Below are 20426 nucleotides of genomic sequence, written 5' to 3'. Positions count from 1 at the left end.
GGCGCGACGCGTGAGCCCCTCCCGTCCCTTCATCGAGCGCCCGGTCGCCACCGGGCTGTTGATGCTCGCCATCGTGCTGGCCGGCCTGGTCGGCCTGCGCTTCCTGCCGCTGGCAGCGCTGCCGCAGGTCGACTACCCGACCATCCAGGTGCAGACGCTCTACCCGGGCGGCAGCCCCGAGGTGATGAGCCGCACCGTCACCGCGCCGCTGGAGCGCCAGTTCGGCCAGATGTCCGGGCTCAACCGCATGAGCTCGACCAGCGCGGCCGGCGTGTCGATCGTCATGCTGCAGTTCGACCTGACCGAGACGCTGGACGTGGCCGAGCAACAGGTGCAGGCCGCCATCAACGCGGGCGGCTCCTTCCTGCCGGCCGACCTGCCGGCGCCGCCCGTCTACGCCAAGGTGAACCCGGCCGATTCGCCGATCCTCACGCTGGCGATCAGTTCCGAGACGATGCCGTTGACCGAGGTGCAGAACCTGGTGAACACGCGGCTCGCGCAGAAGATGAGCCAGGTCACCGGCGTCGGCCTGGTCACGCTGTCGGGCGGGCAGCGGCCGGCGGTGCGCATCCAGGCCGACACCAATGCACTCGCGTCCGTCGGCATCGGCCTGGACACGCTGCGCAGCGCCATCACTGCGGCCAACGCCAACAGTGCGAAGGGCAGCTTCGATGGCCCGAAGCGCTCTTACACCATCAATGCGAACGACCAGCTGGTCACCGCGGCCGACTACAAGAACCTGATCGTCGCGTGGAAGAACGGCGCGCCGGTGCGCATGACCGACGTGGCGCGCGTGGTCGACGGCGCCGAGAACACGCAGCTCGGCGCCTGGGCGGCGTTGAAGGGCGACGAGGCGAACGCCGAGGGCACCCTGCGTCCCGCGGTGATCCTCAACGTGCAGCGCCAGCCCGGCGCCAACGTGATCGCGACGGTCGACGCCATCCGCAAGCAACTGCCCGAGCTGCAGGCCTCGCTGCCCGGCGCCGTGCGCGTGGAGATCCTGTCGGACCGCACCACCGGCATCCGCGCGTCGGTGCACCACGTGCAGCTCGAGCTCATCCTGGCCGTCGTGCTGGTCGTGCTGGTGATCTTCTTCTTCCTGCACAACGTCCGCGCCACCATCATCGCCAGCATCGCCGTGCCGATCTCGCTCATCGGCAGCTGCGGGCTGATGTACCTGCTGGGCTATTCGCTCAACAACCTGAGCCTGATGGCGCTGACCATCGCGACCGGCTTCGTCGTGGACGACGCGATCGTGATGATCGAGAACATCGCGCGCTACCTGGAAGAGGGCGAGAAGCCCTTCGCCGCCGCCCTCAAGGGCGCGACGCAGATCGGCTTCACCATCATCTCGCTGACCGTCTCGCTCATCGCGGTGCTGATCCCGCTGCTCTTCATGAGCGACGTGGTGGGCCGGCTGTTCCGCGAGTTCGCCGTCACGCTGGCGATCACCATCCTGATCTCGGCGGTCGTTTCGCTCACGCTGGTGCCGATGATGTCGGCGCGCTGGCTCAAGCCCGAGGCGGAGCAGGGCGGCCGCTTCGGCCATGCCGTGCAGCGCTTCTTCGACCGCGTGATCGCGCGCTACGACATCTGGCTGCAGTGGGTGCTGCGCCACCAGCCGCTCACGCTGATCGTCGCCGTGGCCACGATGGCCCTCACGGTGCTCCTTTACGTCGCGATCCCCAAGGGCCTCTTCCCGACGCAGGACACCGGTCAGCTCAAGGGCCGCATCGAGGCGTCGCAGGACGTGTCGTACCTGCGCATGGCCGAGATCCAGCAGGCGGCCGCTAACGCCATTCTGCGCGACCCCGACGTGCGCAGCGTGAGTTCGGTGGTGGGTGTCGATGCGGCGAACAACACCACGCTCAACACCGGCAGCGTGTTGGTCAACCTGCGCGAAGGCCGCGGCGACCAGCAGGCCATCATGACGCGGTTGCGCGAGCGCGTCAGCCACGACGTGGCCGGCGCCAAGCTCTACCTGCAGCCCACGCAGGACCTGACCATCGACGCCGAGACCGGCCCCACCGAGTTCCGCGTGTCGCTCGAAGGCGTCGACACCGCGGCGGTCAACGGCTGGGCGAAGAAGCTGGTCGATCGCCTCGCGAAGGAACCGCTGGTGCGCAACGCGACCACCGATGCCGGTGCGCAGGGCCTCGCGGCCTACGTCGACATCGACCGCAACACCGCGTCGCGCCTGTCCGTCACGGCCAGCTCGGTCGACGATGCGCTCTACAGCGCCTTCGGCCAGCGCATCGTCTCGACCATCTTCACCGAGACGAACCAGTACCGCGTGATCCTCGAAGCACAGCGCGAAGGGCTCTCGTCGATCCAGGGCCTGGGCACGCTGCAGCTGCGCACCGGCGGCGGCACGGCCACGCCCCTGTCGTCCTTCGCGACGGTGCGCGAGCAGCTCGCGCCGCTGCAGGTCACGCGCGTGGCGCAGTACCCGGCGGCCACGGTCGGTTTCGACACGGCGCCCGGCGTCGCGCTCGGCAAATCGGTGTCGGCCATCCGCGCAGCGGCGCAGGAGATCGGCCTGCCGTCGAGCATCACGATGAACTTCCTCGGCGCCGCGGGCGCCTACGAGAAGTCGCTCTCCAACCAGCTGTGGCTCATCCTCGCGGCGGTGATCTGCGTGTACATCGTGCTGGGCGTGCTGTACGAGAGCTACGTGCACCCGCTCACGATCCTGTCGACGCTGCCCTCGGCCGGCGTCGGCGCGCTGCTGGCGCTGATGGTCACCGGCAACGACCTGGGCGTGATCGGCATCATCGGCATCATCCTCTTGATCGGCATCGTCAAGAAGAACGCGATCATGATGATCGACTTCGCGATCGATGCCGAGCGGCGACAGGGCAAGTCGCCGCAGGAGGCGATCCACCAGGCCGCGCTGCTGCGCTTCCGCCCGATCCTCATGACCACGCTGGCCGCGCTCTTCGCCGCCGTGCCGCTGATGCTGGGCTGGGGCGAGGGCGCCGAGCTGCGCCGGCCGCTGGGCCTGGCGATCTTCGGCGGGCTGGTGCTCAGCCAGATGCTCACGCTGTTCACCACGCCGGTGATCTACCTGGCCTTCGACCGCGTGGGGCGCCGCTTCTCGCGCCGCCGTGAAGCGGACGACCCCGAGGCCGCGACCGAAGCGCCATGAACCTGTCGAAGCCCTTCGTCGAGCGCCCGATCGCGACCGTCCTGCTGACGATCGGCATCGCGCTGGCCGGCATCATGGCCTTCTTCGTGCTGCCGGTGTCGCCCCTGCCGCAGGTCGACTTCCCGACGATCTCGGTGTCGGCCAGCCTGCCCGGCGCGAGCCCGAGCACCATGGCATCGAGCGTGGCCACGCCGCTGGAGCGGCGGCTGGGCGTGATACCGGGCGTCAACGAACTCACGTCGAGCAGCTCCAACGGCTCGGCCCGGGTCACGCTGCAGTTCGACCTGAGCCGCAATATCGACTCGGCCGCGCGCGAGGTGCAGGCCGCCATCAACGCCGCGCGCGCCGATTTGCCCTCAACGCTGCGCAGCAACCCGACCTACCGCAAGGCCAATCCGACTGCCGCGCCGGTGGTCATCCTGACGCTGACTTCGAAGACGCGCACGCCGGGGCAGATCTACGACGCGGTGTCGAACATCGTGAGCCAGCGCCTGTCGCAGGTCGAAGGCGTGGGCGACGTGGAGATCGGCGGCGGCTCGCTGCCGGCGGTGCGCGTCGAACTGGAGCCTTACTCGCTCAACCGCCTGGGCATCAGCACCGAGGACGTGCGCGCCGCCATCCAGGCCAACAACGCCAACCGGCCGAAGGGGGCGATCGAGAGCGACGACCGCCGGCTGCAGGTCTACACGCCCGCGCCGGGCCTGCGGGCGGCGGACTACCGCGACCTCGTGATCGCCTGGCGCAACAACGCGGCCGTGCGGTTGCGCGACGTGGCCGAGGTGATCGACAGCGTCGAGAACACCCGTACCGTGGGCTTGTTCAACGGCCAGCCGGCGGTGATCGTGCTGGTCACGCAGCAGCCCGGCGCGAACATCATCGAGACGGTCGACGGGGTGCGCAAGCTCATTCCCGAGCTGCGCGCGCAGCTGCCGGCGGACATCGAGGTGCAAGTCGCCTCGGACCGCACCAACTCCATCCGCTCCTCGCTGCACGAGGTCGAGCTGACGCTGGTCATCTCGGTGGTTCTGGTGGTGCTGGTGGTGGGCGTGTTTCTGCGCCGTGCGCGCGCGACCATCATCCCGGCGGTGGCGACCGTCGTGTCGCTGCTCGGCACCTTCGGCGTGATGCACCTGCTGGGCTTCTCGCTCAACAACCTGAGCCTGATGGCGCTGACCGTCGCCACCGGGTTCGTGGTGGACGACGCCATCGTGGTGCTGGAGAACACGCAGCGCCACATCGAGAACGGCATGGACCGCGTGTCGGCGGCGCTGCGCGGTGCGCGCGAAGTCGGCTTCACGGTGCTGTCGATCAGCCTGTCGCTGGTGGCGGTGTTCATCCCCCTGCTGTTCATGGGCGGGCAGGTGGGACGGCTGTTCCGCGAATTCGCGGTCACGCTGTCGGCGTCGGTGCTGATTTCGCTGGTGATCTCGCTCACCACCACCCCGATGATGTGCGCGATGCTGCTGCGCGCCGAGAACTACTACGCCGGCAAGCGGCCGGGCCGCATCAGCGGGCCCTTCATGCGCTGGACCGAGCGCCTGTGGCAGTGGAGCCTGCGCCTGTACGGCCACAGCCTCGACTGGGCGTTGTCGGCCAAGCTGGTGGTGATGGCGGTGCTGCTGGCCGTGATCGCGCTCAACGTGTACCTCTTCGTCGCGGTGCCCAAGGGCTATTTTCCGCAGCAGGACAACGGGCAGCTCAACGCCGGGCTACGCGCCGACCAGAGCATCTCGTCGGTGGCGCTCACCGCCAAGCTGAAGGAGGCGGTCGACATCATCAACGCCGACCCGGCGGTCGACACGGTGGTAGGCTTCGCGGGCGGCTCGCGCGCCGGCGGCGGCTTCATGTTCGTCAACCTCAAGCCGCTGGCCGAGCGCAAGGTCAAGACCCAGGTGGTGATCGACCGCCTGCGTCCCAAGCTCAACCAGCTGACCGGGCTGCGCGTGTTCCTCGGCCCGGTGCAGGACCTGCGCATGGGTGGGCGGCAGAGCAACTCGACCTACCAGTACACGCTCAAGAGCGACAGCCTGAGCGACCTGCGCAGCTGGTCGAACAAGCTGGCCGAGCGGCTCAAGGAGCTGCCGCAGCTCACCGACGTCGATGGTGAATCGTCGGACAACGGCGTCGAGACCTTCGTCGAGGTCGACCGTGATGCGGCGACGCGCCTGGGCGTGACGTCGAGCGCCGTCGACAACGCGCTCTACAACGCCTACGGCCAGCGCTCGGTGGCGACCATCTACAACGACCTCAACCAGTACTCGGTCATCATGGAATGGGCGCCGCGTTTCCAGCCCGCGCCGATCGTGCTGAAGGACCTGTACGTGCCCTCGACGCTCAGCACCACCACGACCGCGAGCGGCGCCACCACGGTGAGCTCGGTGCAGAACACCACCGACGCGGCCACCGGCACCTCGACCACCACCTCGGCCAACCCCGGTGCGCGCAACTCGTCGGCCGGCCAGGCCCTGGCGTCGAGCACCACCAACATGGTGCCGCTGGCGGCCTTCGCAAAGCTGAGCGAGCGTGCGGTGCCCAGCTCCATCAGCCACGAAGACACCGAGCTGTCGAGCACGGTGTCGTTCAGCCTGGCCGACGGCGTGACCCTGGCCGAAGGCCAGCGGCTGGTGAAGCAGGCCGAGAACGACATCGCCATGCCGGTCAACGTGCGCGGCAGTTTCTCGGGCACGGCGCGTGCGGCGGAGCAGTCCAACGCGCAGCAGATGCTCTTGATCATCGCGGCCATCGTCGTGATCTACATCGTGCTGGGCATCCTGTACGAAAGCCTGATCCACCCGATCACGGTGCTGACCACGCTGCCTTCGGCCGGCGTGGGCGCGGTGCTGGCGCTGCTGCTGTTCCGCATGGAGCTGTCGATCATCGCGTTGATCGGGCTGTTCCTCCTGATCGGCATCGTGAAGAAGAACGCCATCATGATCATCGACTTCGCGCTGGAGGCCGAACGTTCGCGCGGCCTGTCGGCCACCGAGGCGGTGCGCGAAGCCTGCATGCTGCGATTCCGCCCGATCCTGATGACCACGCTGGCGGCGATCCTCGGCGCCCTGCCGCTCGCCATCGGCTTCGGCCAGGGCGCCGAACTGCGGCAACCGCTGGGCGTGGCGATCGTCGGCGGGCTGATCGCCAGCCAGATGCTCACGCTGCTGACGACGCCGGTGGTCTACGTGCTGATGGACAAGCTGCGCCGGCGGGCGCCCAACGAGAAACATCTCGCGCGCAGCGAGGACGTCGAAGGTGGCGCCGCAGCGGCCTGAACCCCACGAGAGAAGAGAAACCATGCGTGCCCGATCATCCTTCCTGCCCACCCTGATGGCGCTGGCTGTCGCCGCTTCGCTCACCGCCTGCGCGGTCGGGCCGGCGTACGAACGCCCGGCGATGGTGTCGCCCGGTGCCTGGAAGGAAGCGCCCGCGGCCGAAGGCTGGCTGCCGGCCGCACCGGCCGATGCGTTCGAGCGCGGCCCGTGGTGGCAGCTCTTCGGCGATGCCGGGCTCAACGCCCTGGTCGAGCGCGTGCAGGTGTCCAACCAGAACATCGCGATCGCGGTGGCGAACTACGCCCAGGCCCAGGCGCTGGTGCGCGAGGCGCGTGCGTCGTTGTTCCCGACGGTGTCGCTGTCGGGCAGCGCCCAGCGCAGCGGCACCCGTGGCGCCGGCGATGCGCGCGGCAGTGCCAGCGCCACGCTGGGGGCCGACTGGGCGCCCGACCTGTGGGGCAAGCTGCGCGAGAACGTCAGCAGCGCGCAGGCCCAGGCGCAGGCGAGCGAGGCCGACCTGGCCGCCGCGCGCCTGTCGGCGCAGGGCGAGCTCGCATCCAATTACTTCTCGCTGCGCGAGGCCGACGCCGAACTGGCGCTGCTGGCCGAGACGCTCGAAGGCTACGAGCGCGCCTACGCCATCACGCGCAACCGCTACGAGGCCGGCATCGCCGCGCAGAGCGACGTGCTGCAGGCGCAGACGCAACTGGTCAACACGCGTGCCGACCGCGTCGCGCTCCAGCGCACGCGCGACACCTACGAGCACGCCATCGCTGTGCTGGTCGGCGTTGCACCGGCCGACTTCCAGCTGCCGGTCGAGACGGCGTGGACGCCCGTCGTGCCCGCGGTGCCGCTGGGCGTGCCGTCGACGCTGCTGCAGCGCCGGCCCGACATCGCAGCGGCCGAGCGGGCCGTGGCCAAGGCCAATGCGCAGATCGGCATCGCGCGCTCGGCGTACTACCCCAGCTTCAGCCTGAGCGCGTCGCTCGGGCGTTCGGCCAGTCGCGTGTCCGACCTGTTCAGCGCATCGAACACGCTGTGGTCGATCGGCCTGTCGGCGGCGCAGGTGCTGTTCGATGCGGGCGCCATCGGCGCGCAGGTGGATGCGGCCAAGGCCTCGTACGACGCCTCGGTGGCGAGTTACCGGCAGACCGTGCTGACCGCCTTCCAGGGCGTCGAAGACCAGCTCACCGCCACCGCCAGCCTGGCCTCGCAGGAGGCCTTGCGCCGCGAGGCTTCGGCCGCCGCGGACCGCACCGAGCAGCAGATTCTCAACCGCTACCGCGCGGGCCAGGTGAGCTACACCGAGGTGGTCACGGCGCAGGCCTCGGCGCTCAGCGCCCGGCGCACGGTGCTGCAGTTGCAGGTCAACCGGCAGATCGCGGCGGTGGGGTTGATCCAGGGCCTGGGTGGCGGCTGGCAGGCGCCGGGTTGAAGAAGCACGCAGACGATCATTCGTTTCCCCAGCCCGCTTCCGTGAACGCCACATGACCCGCATTGCCCTGATCCACGCACTCACCCATTCCGTCGAACCGATCAACGCCGCCTTCGCGCGCGACTGGCCTGAAGCCCTGCGCATGAATTTGCTGGACGACAGCCTGTCGGCCGACCTCGCGCGGAACGCGCAGGGGTCGGGTCAGGGGCTGGACGCGGCGATGCACGAGCGCTTCCATCGGCTCGCGCAGTACGCGGTCGACACCGGTGCCGAGGGCATCCTCTTCACCTGCTCGGCCTTCGGGCCGTGCATCGAGGCGGTGGCGCGGCGCCATGCGGCGATGCCGGTGCTCAAGCCCAACGAGGCCATGATCGCCGAGGCAGCCGCAGGGAGTGGCACGCTGGGCCTGATCTCCACCTTCGCGCCGACGCTGGCATCGATGCCGCCCGAATTCCCGGCGAGCATCGCGCTCGAGACCGCGTTGGCCGAAGGCGCACTCGACGCGCTCAACCGCGGCGACGGCGCCACGCACGACGCGCTGATCGCCGCGCAGGCCGTGGCCTTGAAGGCGCGCGGCTGCCAGCGCATCGCACTGGCCCAGTTCAGCATGGCGCGCGCACGGGCGGCCTGCGAGGCGGCGACCGGCCTGCCGGTGCTCACCACGGTCGACAGCGCCGTGCGCGCATTGCGCATGCGGCTGGCATAGACCTGACGCAGCGCACAGCCTGAACGCCACCTGATCATCACCTGACTCGTGCCCTCGCGATAATCCAGGCTCTTTCAAAGGAGCACGCGTGGATATCGTTTTGCTGGCCAAGGCCGCGGTCATGGGCATCGTCGAGGGGCTGACCGAGTTCCTGCCGATCTCGTCGACGGGTCACCTCATCCTCGCCGGGTCGCTGCTGGGCTTCGACGACGCGAAGGCCAAGGTGTTCGACATCGCGATCCAGACCGGCGCGATCTTCGCGGTCATCCTCGTGTATTGGCAGAAGATCCATTCGACCGTGGTCGCGCTGCCGCGGCAGGCCAAGGCCCGCCGGCTGGCGCTCAACGTGCTGATCGGCTTCCTGCCCGCCGTGGTGCTGGGGCTGCTGTTCGGCAAGGTGATCAAGGAACACCTGTTCACGCCCGTCGTGGTCGCCACCACCTTCATCATCGGCGGCTTCATCATCCTATGGGCCGAAAAACGGCCGCCGGGTTCGGTGCGCATCGAAAACGTCGACGACATGACGCCGTGGGATGCGCTCAAGGTCGGCCTGGTGCAGTGCTTCGCGATGATCCCCGGCACCAGTCGCAGCGGCTCGACCATCATCGGTGGCATGCTGCTCGGCCTGAGCCGCCAGGCCGCCACCGACTTTTCCTTCTTCCTCGCCATCCCGACACTGATCGGTGCCGGCGCGTACAGCCTCTACAAGGAACGCGCGCTGCTGTCGGTGGCCGACATCCCGCTCTTCGCGGTCGGGCTGCTGTTCTCGTTCCTGAGTGCCTGGCTCTGCGTGCGCTGGCTGCTCAGGTACATCAGCACGCACACCTTCGTGCCTTTCGCCTACTACCGCATCGTGTTCGGCATCGTGGTGCTGGCGACGGCGTGGACGGGGGTGGTGGTCTGGGCGGAGTGACGGCATGGCGTCGGCCCGTCGCAATCACAGCAGATTGCGCAGCGCCGCTTCCACCGCCGCCGCCGTCGCGATCGGCTTTTCCATCGGGAACAGGTGCGTCCCGTCGAGCATCGACATGCGCCCGCGCGTCACGCGCTCGGTCATCGCGAGGCCGACGCGGCGCATCTCGACCGACTGGCGTCCGCCGATGAAGGCGACACGGCAGTGCAGGGGGTTGGCGCGCAGCAGAGGGGCGAGGTTGTTCGGCAGGGTGTCGTAGATGGCGGTCTCCACGTCGCGGTCGAAGCTGAGCGTCAGGGCACCCGGCGATGCGCGCATGCCGTAGTCCACGTAGTCGCGCAGCACCCGTTCGTCCCAGCGCGCGAAGGCGCGCTTGGCGCGGAAATGCTCGAAGGCCGCCTCGCGGTCGTCCCAGGCGGTGCGCCGCTTGCGGCTCACCGAGCCCGGCGACACGGACTTCAGGAGCGGCGTGCGCTTGACCAGGCCCAGCGTGTTGGCGCGCCAGCCGCCGACCAGCGGCGAGTCGATCATCACGACGCCGCGCGCGAGCATCGGATGGCGTGCGGCGCACATCAGGCTGAGAAAGCCGCCGAGCGAATGACCCACCAGGAAGGCCGGCTGACCGGCCTGCTTCACCAGGCCGCGCGTGAAGTCGGCGAGTTGCTCGACCAAGTGCGGCCAGTTGTTGGTGACGGGGTACTTCGGGTCGTGCCCGAACTTCTCGATGGCGTGCACGTCGAGCCCGCGGCTGCGCAGGCTGTCGAGCATGACGCGGTAGGTGCTCGCCGGAAAGCTGTTCCCGTGCGAGAAGACGACAGGCGGCAGCGTCACCCCGGTCACAGGCGCTAGATCAGTTTTTCGTCCGGCGTCGAGATCTTGCGCAGCGGGCTGTGCCGCGCGGCCGGCATCATCAGCGGGTGGGCACTTGCGCTGCCGTCCCAGACCGGATCCTCGATGCTGTCGAACACCTCGCGCAGCTTCTGGCCCCAGCTGTTGTGCATCATCTGGTAGTACGGGTTGTTGGCGTCCAGGCAGACGATCTTGTCGGTCTCCAAGCGGTTCGCCTCGTACACCACCAGGTCGAGCGGAAGGCCCACCGAGAGGTTCGACTTCATCGTGGAATCCATCGACACCAGCGCGCACTTGGCGGCCTCGTCGAGCGGCGTGTCGGGCGTGAGCACGCGGTCGAGCACCGGCTTGCCGTACTTCGATTCGCCGATCTGGAAGTAGGGCGTCTCGTTGGTGGCCTCGATGAAGTTGCCGGCCGAGTAGACGAGAAAGAGCCGCATGCCTTCACCCTTGACCTGGCCGCCGAAGACGAAGGACACGTTGAAGTCCAGTCCGGCGTGCTTGAGTGCTTCGGCGTCGCGGTCGTACACGTGCCGCACGGCCGCGCCGAGCACGCGCGCGGCATCGAACATGCTCTTGGCGTTCCAGATGGTGATGGGCGGACCGGGCTCGCCGTCTTCCTGCGTCTCGCGCAGCTCCTCGATCTGGAGGATTTCGCGCACCGACTGCGAGATGCTCAGGTTGCCGGCCGACAGCAGCACCATGACGCGGTCGCCCGGCTGCTCGTAGACGATCATCTTGCGGAAGGTGCTGATGTGGTCCACGCCCGCGTTCGTGCGCGAGTCGGAGAGGAACACCAGTCCGGCGTTGAGTTTGATGCCTACGCAGTAAGTCATGGGGTCGTCTCGCACGATTCGGGCCGACTCAGCCTCGACCGGTTTCGCGCTGGTTGAGTTTTTGAAGTGTGTACAGCGCTTCCAGCGCCTCCCGGGGGCTCATCGCGTCGAGGTCCAGCGTGGCCAGGGCCGATTCTACGGCGCTCGTCGCCGGGGCCTGTGCGGCCGGCGGCGGGGCGAACAGGTCGACCTGCGCGCGCGTCTGCGTCTGCTGCGCCTCCAGCGCTTCGAGAGCCTGGCGCGCATGGTTGACCACCGCCGCGGGCATGCCGGCCAGCCGCGCCACCTGGATGCCGTAGCTCTTGCTGGCCGGCCCCGGCTGCATCTCGTGCAGGAAGACGATGTCGCGGCCGGACTCCGTCGCGCTCACGTGCATGTTCACCGCGCCGTGGTGCGTGGCGGGGAATTCGGTCAGCTCGAAGTAGTGCGTGGCGAACAGCGTGAAGGCCTTGGTGCGGTCGTGCAGCTGCGCCGCGATGCCGGCGGCCAGCGCCAGGCCGTCGAAGGTGCTGGTGCCGCGGCCGATCTCGTCCATCAGCACCAGCGACTGTGCCGAAGCGCTGTGCAGGATCTGCGCCGCCTCGGTCATCTCCAGCATGAAGGTCGACTGCGCGTTGGCCAGGTCGTCCGCCGCGCCGATGCGGGTGTGGATGGCGTCGATCGGTCCGAGCCGGCAGGCGGTCGCCGGCACGTGCGAGCCGATGGAGGCCAGCAGCACGATGATCGCGATCTGCCGCATGTAGGTCGACTTGCCGCCCATGTTCGGCCCGGTGATGACCTGCATGCGCTGCTGGGGCCCAAGCGCCGTGTCGTTGGCGATGAAGCCGCCCGACGACTTCTCGGCCAGCCGCGCTTCCACCACCGGATGGCGGCCCTGCACGATCTCGATGCAGGGGTGCGCCACGAAGCCGGGCGCCTTCCAGTGCAGCGTGTGCGAGCGCTCGGCCAGTGTGCACAGCGCGTCGAGCGTCGCGATGCCCGTGGCCAGGCGCGTGAGCGCGTTGACGTGCGGCTGCAGCGCGTCGAGCAGTTGCTCGTACAGCCACTTCTCGCGGGCCAAGGCGCGGTCCTGCGCGCTCAGCGCCTTGTCCTCGAAGGCCTTGAGCTCGGGCGTGATGAAGCGCTCGGCATTCTTCAGCGTCTGACGGCGGCGGTAGTTGTCGGGCACCTTCGCGAGCGCGCTCTGCGTCACCTCGATGTAGAAGCCGTGCACCCGGTTGAACTGCACCCGCAGGTTCGAGATGCCGGTGCGCTCGCGCTCCTGCACTTCGAGCTGGAGCAGGAAGTCGTCGCAGTTCTCGCTGATGGCGCGCAGCTCGTCGAGCTCGGCGTCGTGCCCGGTGGCGATCACGCCGCCGTCGCGCACCAGCGCAGCTGGGTCGGGCTTCATCGCGCTCACCAGCAGCTCGACACAGCCGGCCGGCGGCGCGAGCGTCTGCGCAATCTGCTGGAGCAGCGCGGCGTCCCCGGGCAGCAGGGGGGCGAGTTGCTCCGCCTTGGCCAGCGCCAGCCGCAGCGCGACCAGTTCGCGCGGGCGCACCTGGCGCAGCGCGATGCGTGCGGCGATGCGCTCGACGTCGCTGGTGTTCTTCAATGCGTCGCGCAGGGCACGCCACGGCGCCACCGCCGCGCCGGGCGCGTGCGACTGCAGCGTGCCGATGGCATCGAGCCGGGCCTGCGCCTCGCTGCGCTCGCGCCGGGGCGACAACAGCCAGCGCTTGAGCAGGCGACTGCCCATGCCGGTCATGCAGGTGTCGAGCAGCGAGAAGAGGGTGGGCGAATCCTCGCCGCGCAGCGTCTGCACGAGTTCGAGGTTGCGCCGCGTGGCGGGCGGCAGTTCGATCAGGTCGCCGTCGCGCTCGACCGTCAGGCGCTGCACATGCGACAGCGCGCGCCCCTGCGTGTGTTCGGCATAGCCCAGCAGGGCCGACGCGGCGGCGTGCGCGTTGGGCAGGCCTTCGGCGTTCCAGGCGGCGAGGCTGGTGCTGCCCAGCTGCTCGCACAGCTTGCGTTCGCCCAGCGCGCCGTCGAACTGCCACGCCGGCCGCACCGACAGCGTGAAGGGCTGCGCGGCACGCGCGGCCTTCAGCCGGTTCTCGAAGGCCGGCGTGACCTCGGCGTTGTAGAGCAGTTCGCTCGGCGCAATGCGGGCGATCCAGGCTTCGAGCGTGTCGGCCGGACATTCGGCCAGGCGCAGTTCGGCGCCGGTCACGCTCAGCCAGGCCAGGCCGATGGCATTGCGGCCGCTGGCCTGCACTGCGAGCAGCAGCGACTCGCTCTTGTCGTTGAGCAGCTCCGCATCGGTCAGCGTGCCGGGCGTGACCACCCGCATCACCTTGCGCTCGACCGGCCCCTTCCCGGCACCGACCTCGCCGACCTGTTCGCAGATGGCGACCGATTCGCCCAGCTTGATGAGCCGCCCCAGGTAGGCATCGACGGCATGAAAGGGCACGCCCGCCATCACCACCGGCTGCCCGCCTGACTGGCCGCGCTGCGTCAGCGTGATGTCGAGCAGTCGCGCGGCCTTTTCGGCGTCGCCGTAGAACAGTTCGTAGAAGTCGCCCATCCGGTAGAACAGCAGCGTGTCCGGGTGGTCCGCCTTGAGGCGGAAATACTGCGCCATCATCGGCGTATGCGCAGAAACGTCTAACTTATCCATATAAATCAATAACTTGCAGTTTCTGCATCGGTTTTATGAGGCAAGTTGGGGGTACTTTTTGCCATGTTTTGCATGCTCGCCCAGATACGCTCCAGCGCTCTGGGGGACTCCGTATCAATCCATCGACCATAAACGGTGACGAGCATGGAATAGTCGCTGTGGCCCATCTGGTTCGCGATGGCCCACTTGGTGTTGCAGGCGCTCGGCACGAAGTAGTCGTTGACGACCTTCTCGCGAGCCTGCGTCTTTGGCGACAGCAGCACGCGCACGCGATCGATGCGCGATTCATGGCGGTTCAGCCAGACGGTCAGGTCGGCAGGCTCGCGCTGCTCCGCGTCTGCGATCAACACCTTCAGCGCTCCGCGCGCCGGCGGTTGCAGCAACACGGTTCGCTCCTTCTTGGTCTTGGGCACCTTGAACGGCGTGCTTGATATTGTGGCGGGTCGGTTCGATGCCGAGCGTGTACCGATGCGGGCACCTTGGTACATGAAGGCGATACGGATCGACTTTCCGTGTACCTCCACACCGGGGAAACCTGTATTGGTTGCTGCTGCGCCCGCCATGTCTTTGATCCTCGCTACTCAGTTCCCCGCTTCATCGCCGAGCGGCCATTGCCCGGTCTTGAGCATGAACAGCTCGAACAAACCGGGCGGCATCGCCCGGTCACCGGCTTCCCATTGCTGCCATCCCCGCAGCGACGCCCGTACCGTTTGTGCTGCCTCTGTTTGTGTGAGGCCTGCAGCAAGGCGGGCTTCGCGTATGGCTGCTGGTGTGGGGCTTTGCGGCTTCGAGTCGGTCATGGCTGCCGATGACAAGAACCCGCGCCGCGTGCGCGACGGGGAGAACTGGAACTGCGTTGGCGGGGCATTGTACGCTCATTGAGCGTATTCGCTGGTCCAAATCGCCTGAAGCATTGCTGCTCAAAGGCGGCGACGTGGGCTTGGCTTTCGACCTAGGCCAGGGCGCGCTGCACATCCTCGAGCGTGCGGATGCCGAGCGCCTGCTGCAGCGCGCGTGCGCGGGCGGGCCCGATGCCGGGCAGCGCGTCCAGGTCTTCGCGCTGCGCCACCATGCCCTGCACGCCGCGGCCCAGGTCGCCCAGCATGCGCGCGGCATTGCGGTAGGCGCGGATGCGGAAGATGCTGGCCGCCTGCAGTTCGAGCAGGTCGGCGATCTCGTCGAACATCGCCGCCACGTCGGCATTGGCGATCGGAACGGCCGGGTCGTCGCCGCGCTTGGGCCTGGCTGGCGGGACTGGCTTCATGCGTCCGCCGAGCGTGGTCACCGATCCGTTGCCGCCCCGCTCACTGCGGCCTGGCAATGCGCGGGCCCGACGCGTTGAGCAGGCGGATCGCCTGCTCGTCCTCGACCTGATCGAACGACTGGTAGAACCGTCCGACCGAACCGAAGTCCTCGGGTGCATGCAAGCACACGACCTCGTCGGCGAGGGGGCGCACCAGCGCGATGGCTTCGGGCGATGCGACAGGCACGGCGCAGATCAGCCTTGTCGGTTGCCGCGCACGGACGGCGTGCAGCGCGGCCACCATGGTCGCGCCGGTCGCGAGGCCGTCGTCCACCACGATGGCGATCCGCCCGTTCGCGTCGATCGGTGCCCGATCGGGCGTGTAGCGCCGGCGACGGTCCTGCAGCAGCGCGAGCTGGGCACGCTTCTCCTGCTCGATGTAGCGCTCGTCCGCACCGGCGGCGCGCGCGTGGGGCGCGATGTAGGTCCATCCGCTCTCGTCGATCGAACCGATGGCGAATTCCGGCGAGGAGGGTGCCCGCAGCTTGCGCACGAGCACCACGTCGAGTTCGCCGTCCAGGCGATCGGCCACCAGCCGGCCGATCTCGAGTGCGCCGCGCGGGATGGCGAGGATCAGCGGACGATGCCCCTTCCGCCTCTGCAGCGACTGCGAAAGCTGTTGCGCGGCATCGACACGATCGGAAAAGAACATGGCGGGTCTCCTGGCTGTGCGACATCGTTGCGGAGTGCAGCCCTCGCCGCTTTGACCCGGCGCAAACCGGGCCTCGATCCCCCCGGAGAACGCCGGTCGTCCCGATGCATTGCGCTGCATCAAGCCGTCGCCCGGGACCTTGGGCGATGCTGGCTTCCATTCGACGGGGCGATCACCATGGAGGTGCGAATGAAGCTGGGGTCGGTTCTTTTCGCGGCAGGCGTCGCGCTCGCGACGTCCGCCTGCAGCCGCTTCGGCGGCGGCCCGCCGGCCGGCGGCATGCTCACCGGATCCATTGCGGACAGCGCGCTGGGCAGCGTGGCGGCCCGGGCGATGGACGACAGCGACCGTCGGCGCGCAGCGGCCATCCTGGAAAGCCTGCCGGACGGCGAGTCCTCGGTCTGGCGCAACCACGAGACCGGCGACCGCTTCGTGTTCACGCCGGTGCGCAGCTTTGCGCGGGGCGGGGCCCGGTGCCGCGATTTCAGGCTCGAGGTGACGGTCGGCGCCCGGTTCGACGGCATCGGCGCCAGCGCGTGCCTGCAGGCCGACGGCGACTGGCGCATGTCCCGATGAGGCGTGGCTGAACGGCCGATGGGTGCAGGGACCATGGGGCGGCGTTTCGATGTCTTCAACGGCGATGCCGACGGCCTGTGCGCCGTCGTGCAATGGCGGCTGCACGCGCCGGGGCCGGCCGAAGCGGTGACCGGGCTCAAGCGCGACATCGCGCTGCTGCACCGCGTCGCGGCCATGGCCGGCGACGAGGTCGACGTGTTCGACATCTCGATGCAGCGCAACCGCCGCGATCTGATGTGCCTCCTGGACCACGGCGTGCGCGTGCGCTACTTCGATCATCACGCCGCCGGCGACGTGCCCGCGCATCCCGGCCTCGATGCGCACATCGACGAATCGAGCGACGTCTGCACCAGCCTGCTGGTCGACCGGCATCTGGGCGGGGCGCACCGCGCATGGGCGCTGGTCGGTATCTATGGCGACAACCTCGCTGCGGTGGCGGACCGGCTGGCGCGCGACGCGGGCTTCGAGCCCGGCGACTGCGCGAAGCTGCGCCGGCTGGGCGAACTCGTCAATTACAACGCCGACGGCGAAGACGAGCGCGACCTGTGCATCCCGCCACGCTCGCTGCTCGCGCTGATGACGCGTCATGCCGACCCGCGCGACATGCTCGCCCATGAGCCCGTCGTGGCCCGGATCGACGCGATGCGCCGCAGCGACCTGCGCCAGGCCGTCGGCGATCCCGCGTACTGGCGCGGGCCCCAGGGCTGCGTGCATGTGCTGCGCGATGCGCCCTGGATCATGCAGGCCGTGTGCGACGACCGGCCGTCTGGCGACGCGGGCTCAAGGGCCTGGCGGCCTTCCGGCCGCACGCCGGGATGGGGGCGGTGCTGACGGAAGCTGTCGCGCGGCGCGCGTGCACGGCGCCGGCGCTGTCGGTGAGCACGGGCTGAATGGGTCGGCTGCCGGGGCCGCGCGCTCACGGCCAGGCCAGCCAGAAGGCGGTTGCACAGGCGGATGCGAGGCTCGTCCCCAGCGCCGCTCCCACGCGCAGCGCATACGGGATGCCGCCGGTCATCAGCGCCACGGCGCAGCGCGTGAGCGTGTTGGCGCCGACCGCGATGAGCACGCCGAGGATGAAGCGCTGCGTCGGCAGGTTGCCGGCCGCGTGCAGCGAGGCGAGCGAGGCCACCGGTGCATGCGCGTCGACCAGCGCTGCGAGGGCGACACCGAACTGCAGCCCGGCGTTGCCGAAGTGGCGCTGGGCTGTGCCCACGAGCAACGCGACCAGGGCCAGGGTGAGCGCGACAGCGATCGCTTCACGGGGGCGCAGCGCGCTGCCGGTGTCCGCGGGCGCTTCGAGCGATCCGCGCCCGGCGGCAGGCGATGGCGCCGACCCCAGGAGCGGCAGCATGCCCACGGCCGCGGCACCGGCGGCACCGGCTGCTGCTACCGGCAGCAGTGCGAGGCCCGCCTGGGGCGACAGCGCGGTGGTCATCGCCAGGGCCAGCACCCAGGTGGCCACCGCCGAGAGGGCTGCAGCGCCTGCCAGCAGGCGGACGTCCTGCGGTTGCCGACGCGCGCGGTGGCCGAAGGACGCCACGGTGGCCGTGCTCGAGACGAAGCCCGACGCGAAGCCGGCGGCCAGCAGGCCGCCGCGCACGCCCAGCCAGCGCACCGCGGCCTGGCCTGCGGCCTGTATCGCCATGATGACAAGCACCATCGCCGCCAGCGGCCGGGCAGCGATGCCACCCAGCATGTCGATCGGCCCCACCGGAATGAAGGGCAGCACGATCAGCGCGAGCGCCGCCAGCAGGACGCCGTCGTGCAGCTCCTGTTCGCTCAGCAACTCGGTCGCGAACCGGTGCAGCCTGCGGCGGGCCGCCAGCAGCAGCGCGAGCCCCGTGCCGCAGGCCGCGCCGAGCGCGGGGTCGATCACGCAGAGCACGCCGATGAGGTAGGTCGCGAAGAGGGCGAGTTCCGTGGTCATGCCCGGATCACGCGAGCGGCTCTTCCAGTGCGACACGACCGCCAGCGCGGCGACGAGCGCCCCGCCGATGGGAACGAGCGACCCCGCCTGGATCACCTGCGCCACCGCGCCGGCCACGGCGGCGATCGCGAAGGTGCGCAGGCCCGCCGCCGTCCGCCGGTCGCCCTGGGCCTTGCGGCGTTCGCGTTCGATGCCGACGATGAGTCCGATGCCCAGCGCCACGGCCAGGCCGACCATTGCTGCCGACGGGTTGCGCGTGTCCATGTCCGCAGTGTCGCGCCGGGCGGCGCCGCGTCAAGATGCTGCTGCCATGGTGGCTGCGCGAAGCGTCGCGGGCACCGACGCCTCGGAAGCGGGCGTGGCGGTGCTGGAGCGCCAGTTCGCATTGCACGAGCCGCTGCGGGCCGACGAGCAGCGCAGCGCCATCGAGGTCGCCACGCACGGCCCGATCGACATCGCCTGGATCGAGGCGACCTGGTGCGCCGGCGTCTAGCGCGCCTGAGCCCTCACGGCGGCACCGGTTGACATCGATCAAGCCGCCGGCGCGCCTGCGTGGCGCATCGATTGATCTGGCGCAAGGCGGCGGGCGCCAAAGGCGCGACCCTTCAGGCATGCAAAGGAACACGCCATGACGGGAACCACGGTCCGCATCATCCGCCAGGAGCACGCCGCGCTGTCGGCGGTCCTTCGCTCCATCGTCCTCCTGCTCGAGCAGCACCGCATCAAGGGCAGCCTGCCCGACTTCGCGACGCTGCGCGCCATGCTCTTCTACGTGGACGAGTTCCCGGAGAAGCGGCATCACCGCAAGGAGTCCGGGCTGCTGTTCCCGAAGCTGCGTGCCCGGACGCCGATGTCGCGCGACCTGCTCGATCAGCTGGACGGCGACCACGCGCACGGCGAGCGCCGGATCCGCGACGTCGAGCATGCGCTGCTCGCCTTCGAGATGCTGGGCGATGCGCGGCGCGAGGCCTTCGAGCGCGCCGTCGGCGCCTACGTCGACTTCTACCTGGCCCACATGGCGCTGGAGGAGCGAGAGATCCTGCCGTTGGCCGAACGGGTGCTGACCGCGGACGACTGGCGTGCGCTGGACGAGGCCTTCGCGCAGAACCGCGACCCGCTGACCGGTCATGTCGCGGACTTCGAATACAACGCGCTGTTCACCCGCATCGTGAACGTCGTGCCGGCACCGATCGGGCTGGGGCCACCGCTCTGAGTCCAGGCGGGCCTTGCGCGCCATGCTGCGGCAGGAACGCGGATCGGCACGTGGCGAGCCGGGTGCGGTCCTCAGGTCGATTGGGGCGACAAGGTGACGGGACGCACCACGGCCTGCGAGTGAGTGGCACTGCCGATGGCGGTCCCGAAGGGCTGCAGTCGCGCGGCGCAGCTGCCGTCCTCGACCTCGCGCATGGTGACGGATGCGCTGAGAATCGGCTCCCGGCCGAGGATCACGCCGACTTCCGCCGCGGCGTTCGATGCGCCGCGTCCCCCCATCACGGAAAGGACGGCCACGCTGGGCAGCTGGTGGGCCTGAAACGCGAGAAAGCTGCGCATCGGACCGGCCAGTTGCAGCATCCAGATCGGCGAGACCAGCACCACCGCATCGAAGGCGCTGGGCGGCGGGCCGTCGTAGCGGATCTCGGGACGTCGGTGCAGGAGCGAATCGAGCACGCAGCGCACGTTGCCGAGCAGGCCCCGGCGCGGCTGTGCGTCGACGATGTGCGCGACCTGCCAGCCCTGCTGGCCGGACAGCAGCTCCGCGACCTGCCGCGAGGTGCCGGTGAATGAATAGACGACCACCAGGATGTTGCTCATGGCTTCCTCTCATGGTTCAAGGCATCGGGTCACTGTAGGCATCGGCCGGCGCCGCTGCCTTGCGCTGAATCAAGTGCGCGTGGCGTCGGAGCGCCCGTCGCGCGGGCAGGTGCTCAAGCCCAGGAGGGTGTAGAGCGGGCAGGTGCCGACCAGGCCGGTCAGCAAGGGCACGACGCCGATGTAGCCCCAGTCGCCGATGTCATGAGAGGGGTTTGCCCCCAGGAGCGCCGGCATCGAGGCAAGTTCTCGCGATGCGTGCGTGGCGCGCACGGAGGCACCGTCGCGTGAACGGTTGCCCGAACTGCCTCCATCGCGAGACTGCGGCCAAGGAAAGCCGTTGC

The 20426-nt window shown here is 69.2% G+C and carries 18 protein-coding genes and 1 pseudogene; 9 read left to right on the top strand and 10 right to left on the bottom strand.

Features of this window, described 5'->3' with window-relative positions; genetic code table 11:
• Positions 1–10 precede the first annotated feature (10 nt).
• The 5 genes from QTH86_RS09435 (at position 11) to QTH86_RS09415 (ending at position 9471) form a co-directional block, all read left to right on the top strand.
• Positions 11–3148 carry an efflux RND transporter permease subunit gene (locus QTH86_RS09435; RefSeq protein WP_286644933.1) on the top strand — a complete coding sequence of 1046 codons (3138 nt, stop codon included), beginning with the start codon at positions 11–13 and terminating at the stop codon, positions 3146–3148.
• Entirely contained in the window at positions 3145–6417 is a 3273-nt protein-coding gene (locus QTH86_RS09430; RefSeq protein ID WP_286644934.1) for an efflux RND transporter permease subunit, read from the top strand. Before QTH86_RS09435 ends, QTH86_RS09430 begins: the two co-directional genes overlap by 4 nt.
• Before the next feature lie 22 nt (positions 6418–6439).
• Positions 6440–7852: an efflux transporter outer membrane subunit gene (locus QTH86_RS09425; protein ID WP_286644935.1), complete on the top strand. Its 1413-nt coding sequence runs from the start codon at positions 6440–6442 to the stop codon at positions 7850–7852.
• 52 nt (positions 7853–7904) lie between these two features.
• Positions 7905–8558, top strand: coding sequence for an aspartate/glutamate racemase family protein (locus tag QTH86_RS09420; RefSeq protein WP_286644936.1), 654 nt, complete (start codon positions 7905–7907; stop codon positions 8556–8558).
• A gap of 88 nt (positions 8559–8646) precedes the next feature.
• On the top strand, positions 8647–9471 hold the full coding sequence (locus tag QTH86_RS09415) for an undecaprenyl-diphosphate phosphatase (RefSeq protein WP_286644937.1): 825 nt from the start codon (positions 8647–8649) through the stop codon (positions 9469–9471).
• 24 nt (positions 9472–9495) lie between these two features.
• On the opposite strand, the gene QTH86_RS09410 is transcribed toward QTH86_RS09415, so the two are convergent.
• The 7 genes and pseudogenes from QTH86_RS09410 to QTH86_RS09380 form a co-directional block, all read right to left on the bottom strand.
• Positions 9496–10302: an alpha/beta fold hydrolase gene (locus QTH86_RS09410; protein ID WP_286644938.1), complete on the bottom strand. Its 807-nt coding sequence runs from the start codon at positions 10300–10302 to the stop codon at positions 9496–9498.
• Positions 10303–10316: 14 nt separating this feature from the next.
• Positions 10317–11156, bottom strand: coding sequence for a proteasome-type protease (locus QTH86_RS09405; protein WP_286644939.1), 840 nt, complete (start codon positions 11154–11156; stop codon positions 10317–10319).
• Positions 11157–11184: 28 nt separating this feature from the next.
• Complete coding sequence (mutS, locus tag QTH86_RS09400) at positions 11185–13815, bottom strand: DNA mismatch repair protein MutS (RefSeq protein ID WP_286644940.1); 2631 nt, start codon at positions 13813–13815, stop codon at positions 11185–11187.
• Between the two features lie 5 nt (positions 13816–13820).
• On the bottom strand, positions 13821–14378 hold the full coding sequence (locus QTH86_RS09395) for a hypothetical protein (protein WP_286644941.1): 558 nt from the start codon (positions 14376–14378) through the stop codon (positions 13821–13823).
• 18 nt (positions 14379–14396) lie between these two features.
• Positions 14397–14615, bottom strand: a complete 219-nt coding sequence (locus tag QTH86_RS09390; RefSeq protein WP_286644942.1) for an XRE family transcriptional regulator — start codon at positions 14613–14615, stop codon at positions 14397–14399.
• A 224-nt stretch (positions 14616–14839) separates the two neighbouring features.
• Positions 14840–15079: pseudogene (locus QTH86_RS09385) on the bottom strand (hypothetical protein); the annotation flags it as partial.
• A 40-nt stretch (positions 15080–15119) separates the two neighbouring features.
• Entirely contained in the window at positions 15120–15770 is a 651-nt protein-coding gene (locus QTH86_RS09380) for a phosphoribosyltransferase (protein ID WP_286644944.1), read from the bottom strand.
• Between the two features lie 189 nt (positions 15771–15959).
• Here QTH86_RS09380 and QTH86_RS09375 point away from each other — a divergent pair, with 189 nt between their 5' ends.
• Together QTH86_RS09375 and QTH86_RS09370 are read left to right on the top strand one after the other, a co-directional pair.
• Positions 15960–16346 carry an RT0821/Lpp0805 family surface protein gene (locus QTH86_RS09375; RefSeq protein WP_286644945.1) on the top strand — a complete coding sequence of 129 codons (387 nt, stop codon included), beginning with the start codon at positions 15960–15962 and terminating at the stop codon, positions 16344–16346.
• Between the two features lie 18 nt (positions 16347–16364).
• On the top strand, positions 16365–17177 hold the full coding sequence (locus tag QTH86_RS09370) for a hypothetical protein (protein ID WP_286644946.1): 813 nt from the start codon (positions 16365–16367) through the stop codon (positions 17175–17177).
• Positions 17178–17262: 85 nt separating this feature from the next.
• On the opposite strand, the gene QTH86_RS09365 is transcribed toward QTH86_RS09370, so the two are convergent.
• The gene (locus QTH86_RS09365; RefSeq protein ID WP_286644947.1) at positions 17263–18537 is read right to left on the bottom strand and encodes an MgtC/SapB family protein; all 1275 of its coding nucleotides are present in this window, start codon (positions 18535–18537) and stop codon (positions 17263–17265) included.
• A 46-nt stretch (positions 18538–18583) separates the two neighbouring features.
• Between QTH86_RS09365 and QTH86_RS09360 the strand changes: the two genes are divergently transcribed.
• Positions 18584–18766 carry a hypothetical protein gene (locus QTH86_RS09360; protein WP_286644948.1) on the top strand — a complete coding sequence of 61 codons (183 nt, stop codon included), beginning with the start codon at positions 18584–18586 and terminating at the stop codon, positions 18764–18766.
• A gap of 135 nt (positions 18767–18901) precedes the next feature.
• Positions 18902–19486: a hemerythrin domain-containing protein gene (locus tag QTH86_RS09355; protein WP_286644949.1), complete on the top strand. Its 585-nt coding sequence runs from the start codon at positions 18902–18904 to the stop codon at positions 19484–19486.
• 71 nt (positions 19487–19557) lie between these two features.
• Here QTH86_RS09355 and QTH86_RS09350 read toward each other — a convergent pair whose 3' ends face one another.
• Entirely contained in the window at positions 19558–20085 is a 528-nt protein-coding gene (locus QTH86_RS09350; RefSeq protein ID WP_286644950.1) for a flavodoxin family protein, read from the bottom strand.
• Positions 20086–20154: 69 nt separating this feature from the next.
• Positions 20155–20319 (bottom strand): YgaP family membrane protein, encoded by a 165-nt coding sequence (locus tag QTH86_RS09345; protein ID WP_444813800.1) that lies wholly within the window; start codon positions 20317–20319, stop codon positions 20155–20157.
• Positions 20320–20426: the final 107 nt, after the last annotated feature.

Origin of the sequence: Variovorax sp. J2L1-78 (genome assembly GCF_030317205.1) — a bacterium.
Taxonomy (GTDB): Bacteria; Pseudomonadota; Gammaproteobacteria; order Burkholderiales; family Burkholderiaceae_C; genus Variovorax; species Variovorax arabinosiphilus.
Note: the sequence above shows the minus strand (reverse complement) of the source record. Positions and strands in the feature narration are given on the sequence as shown.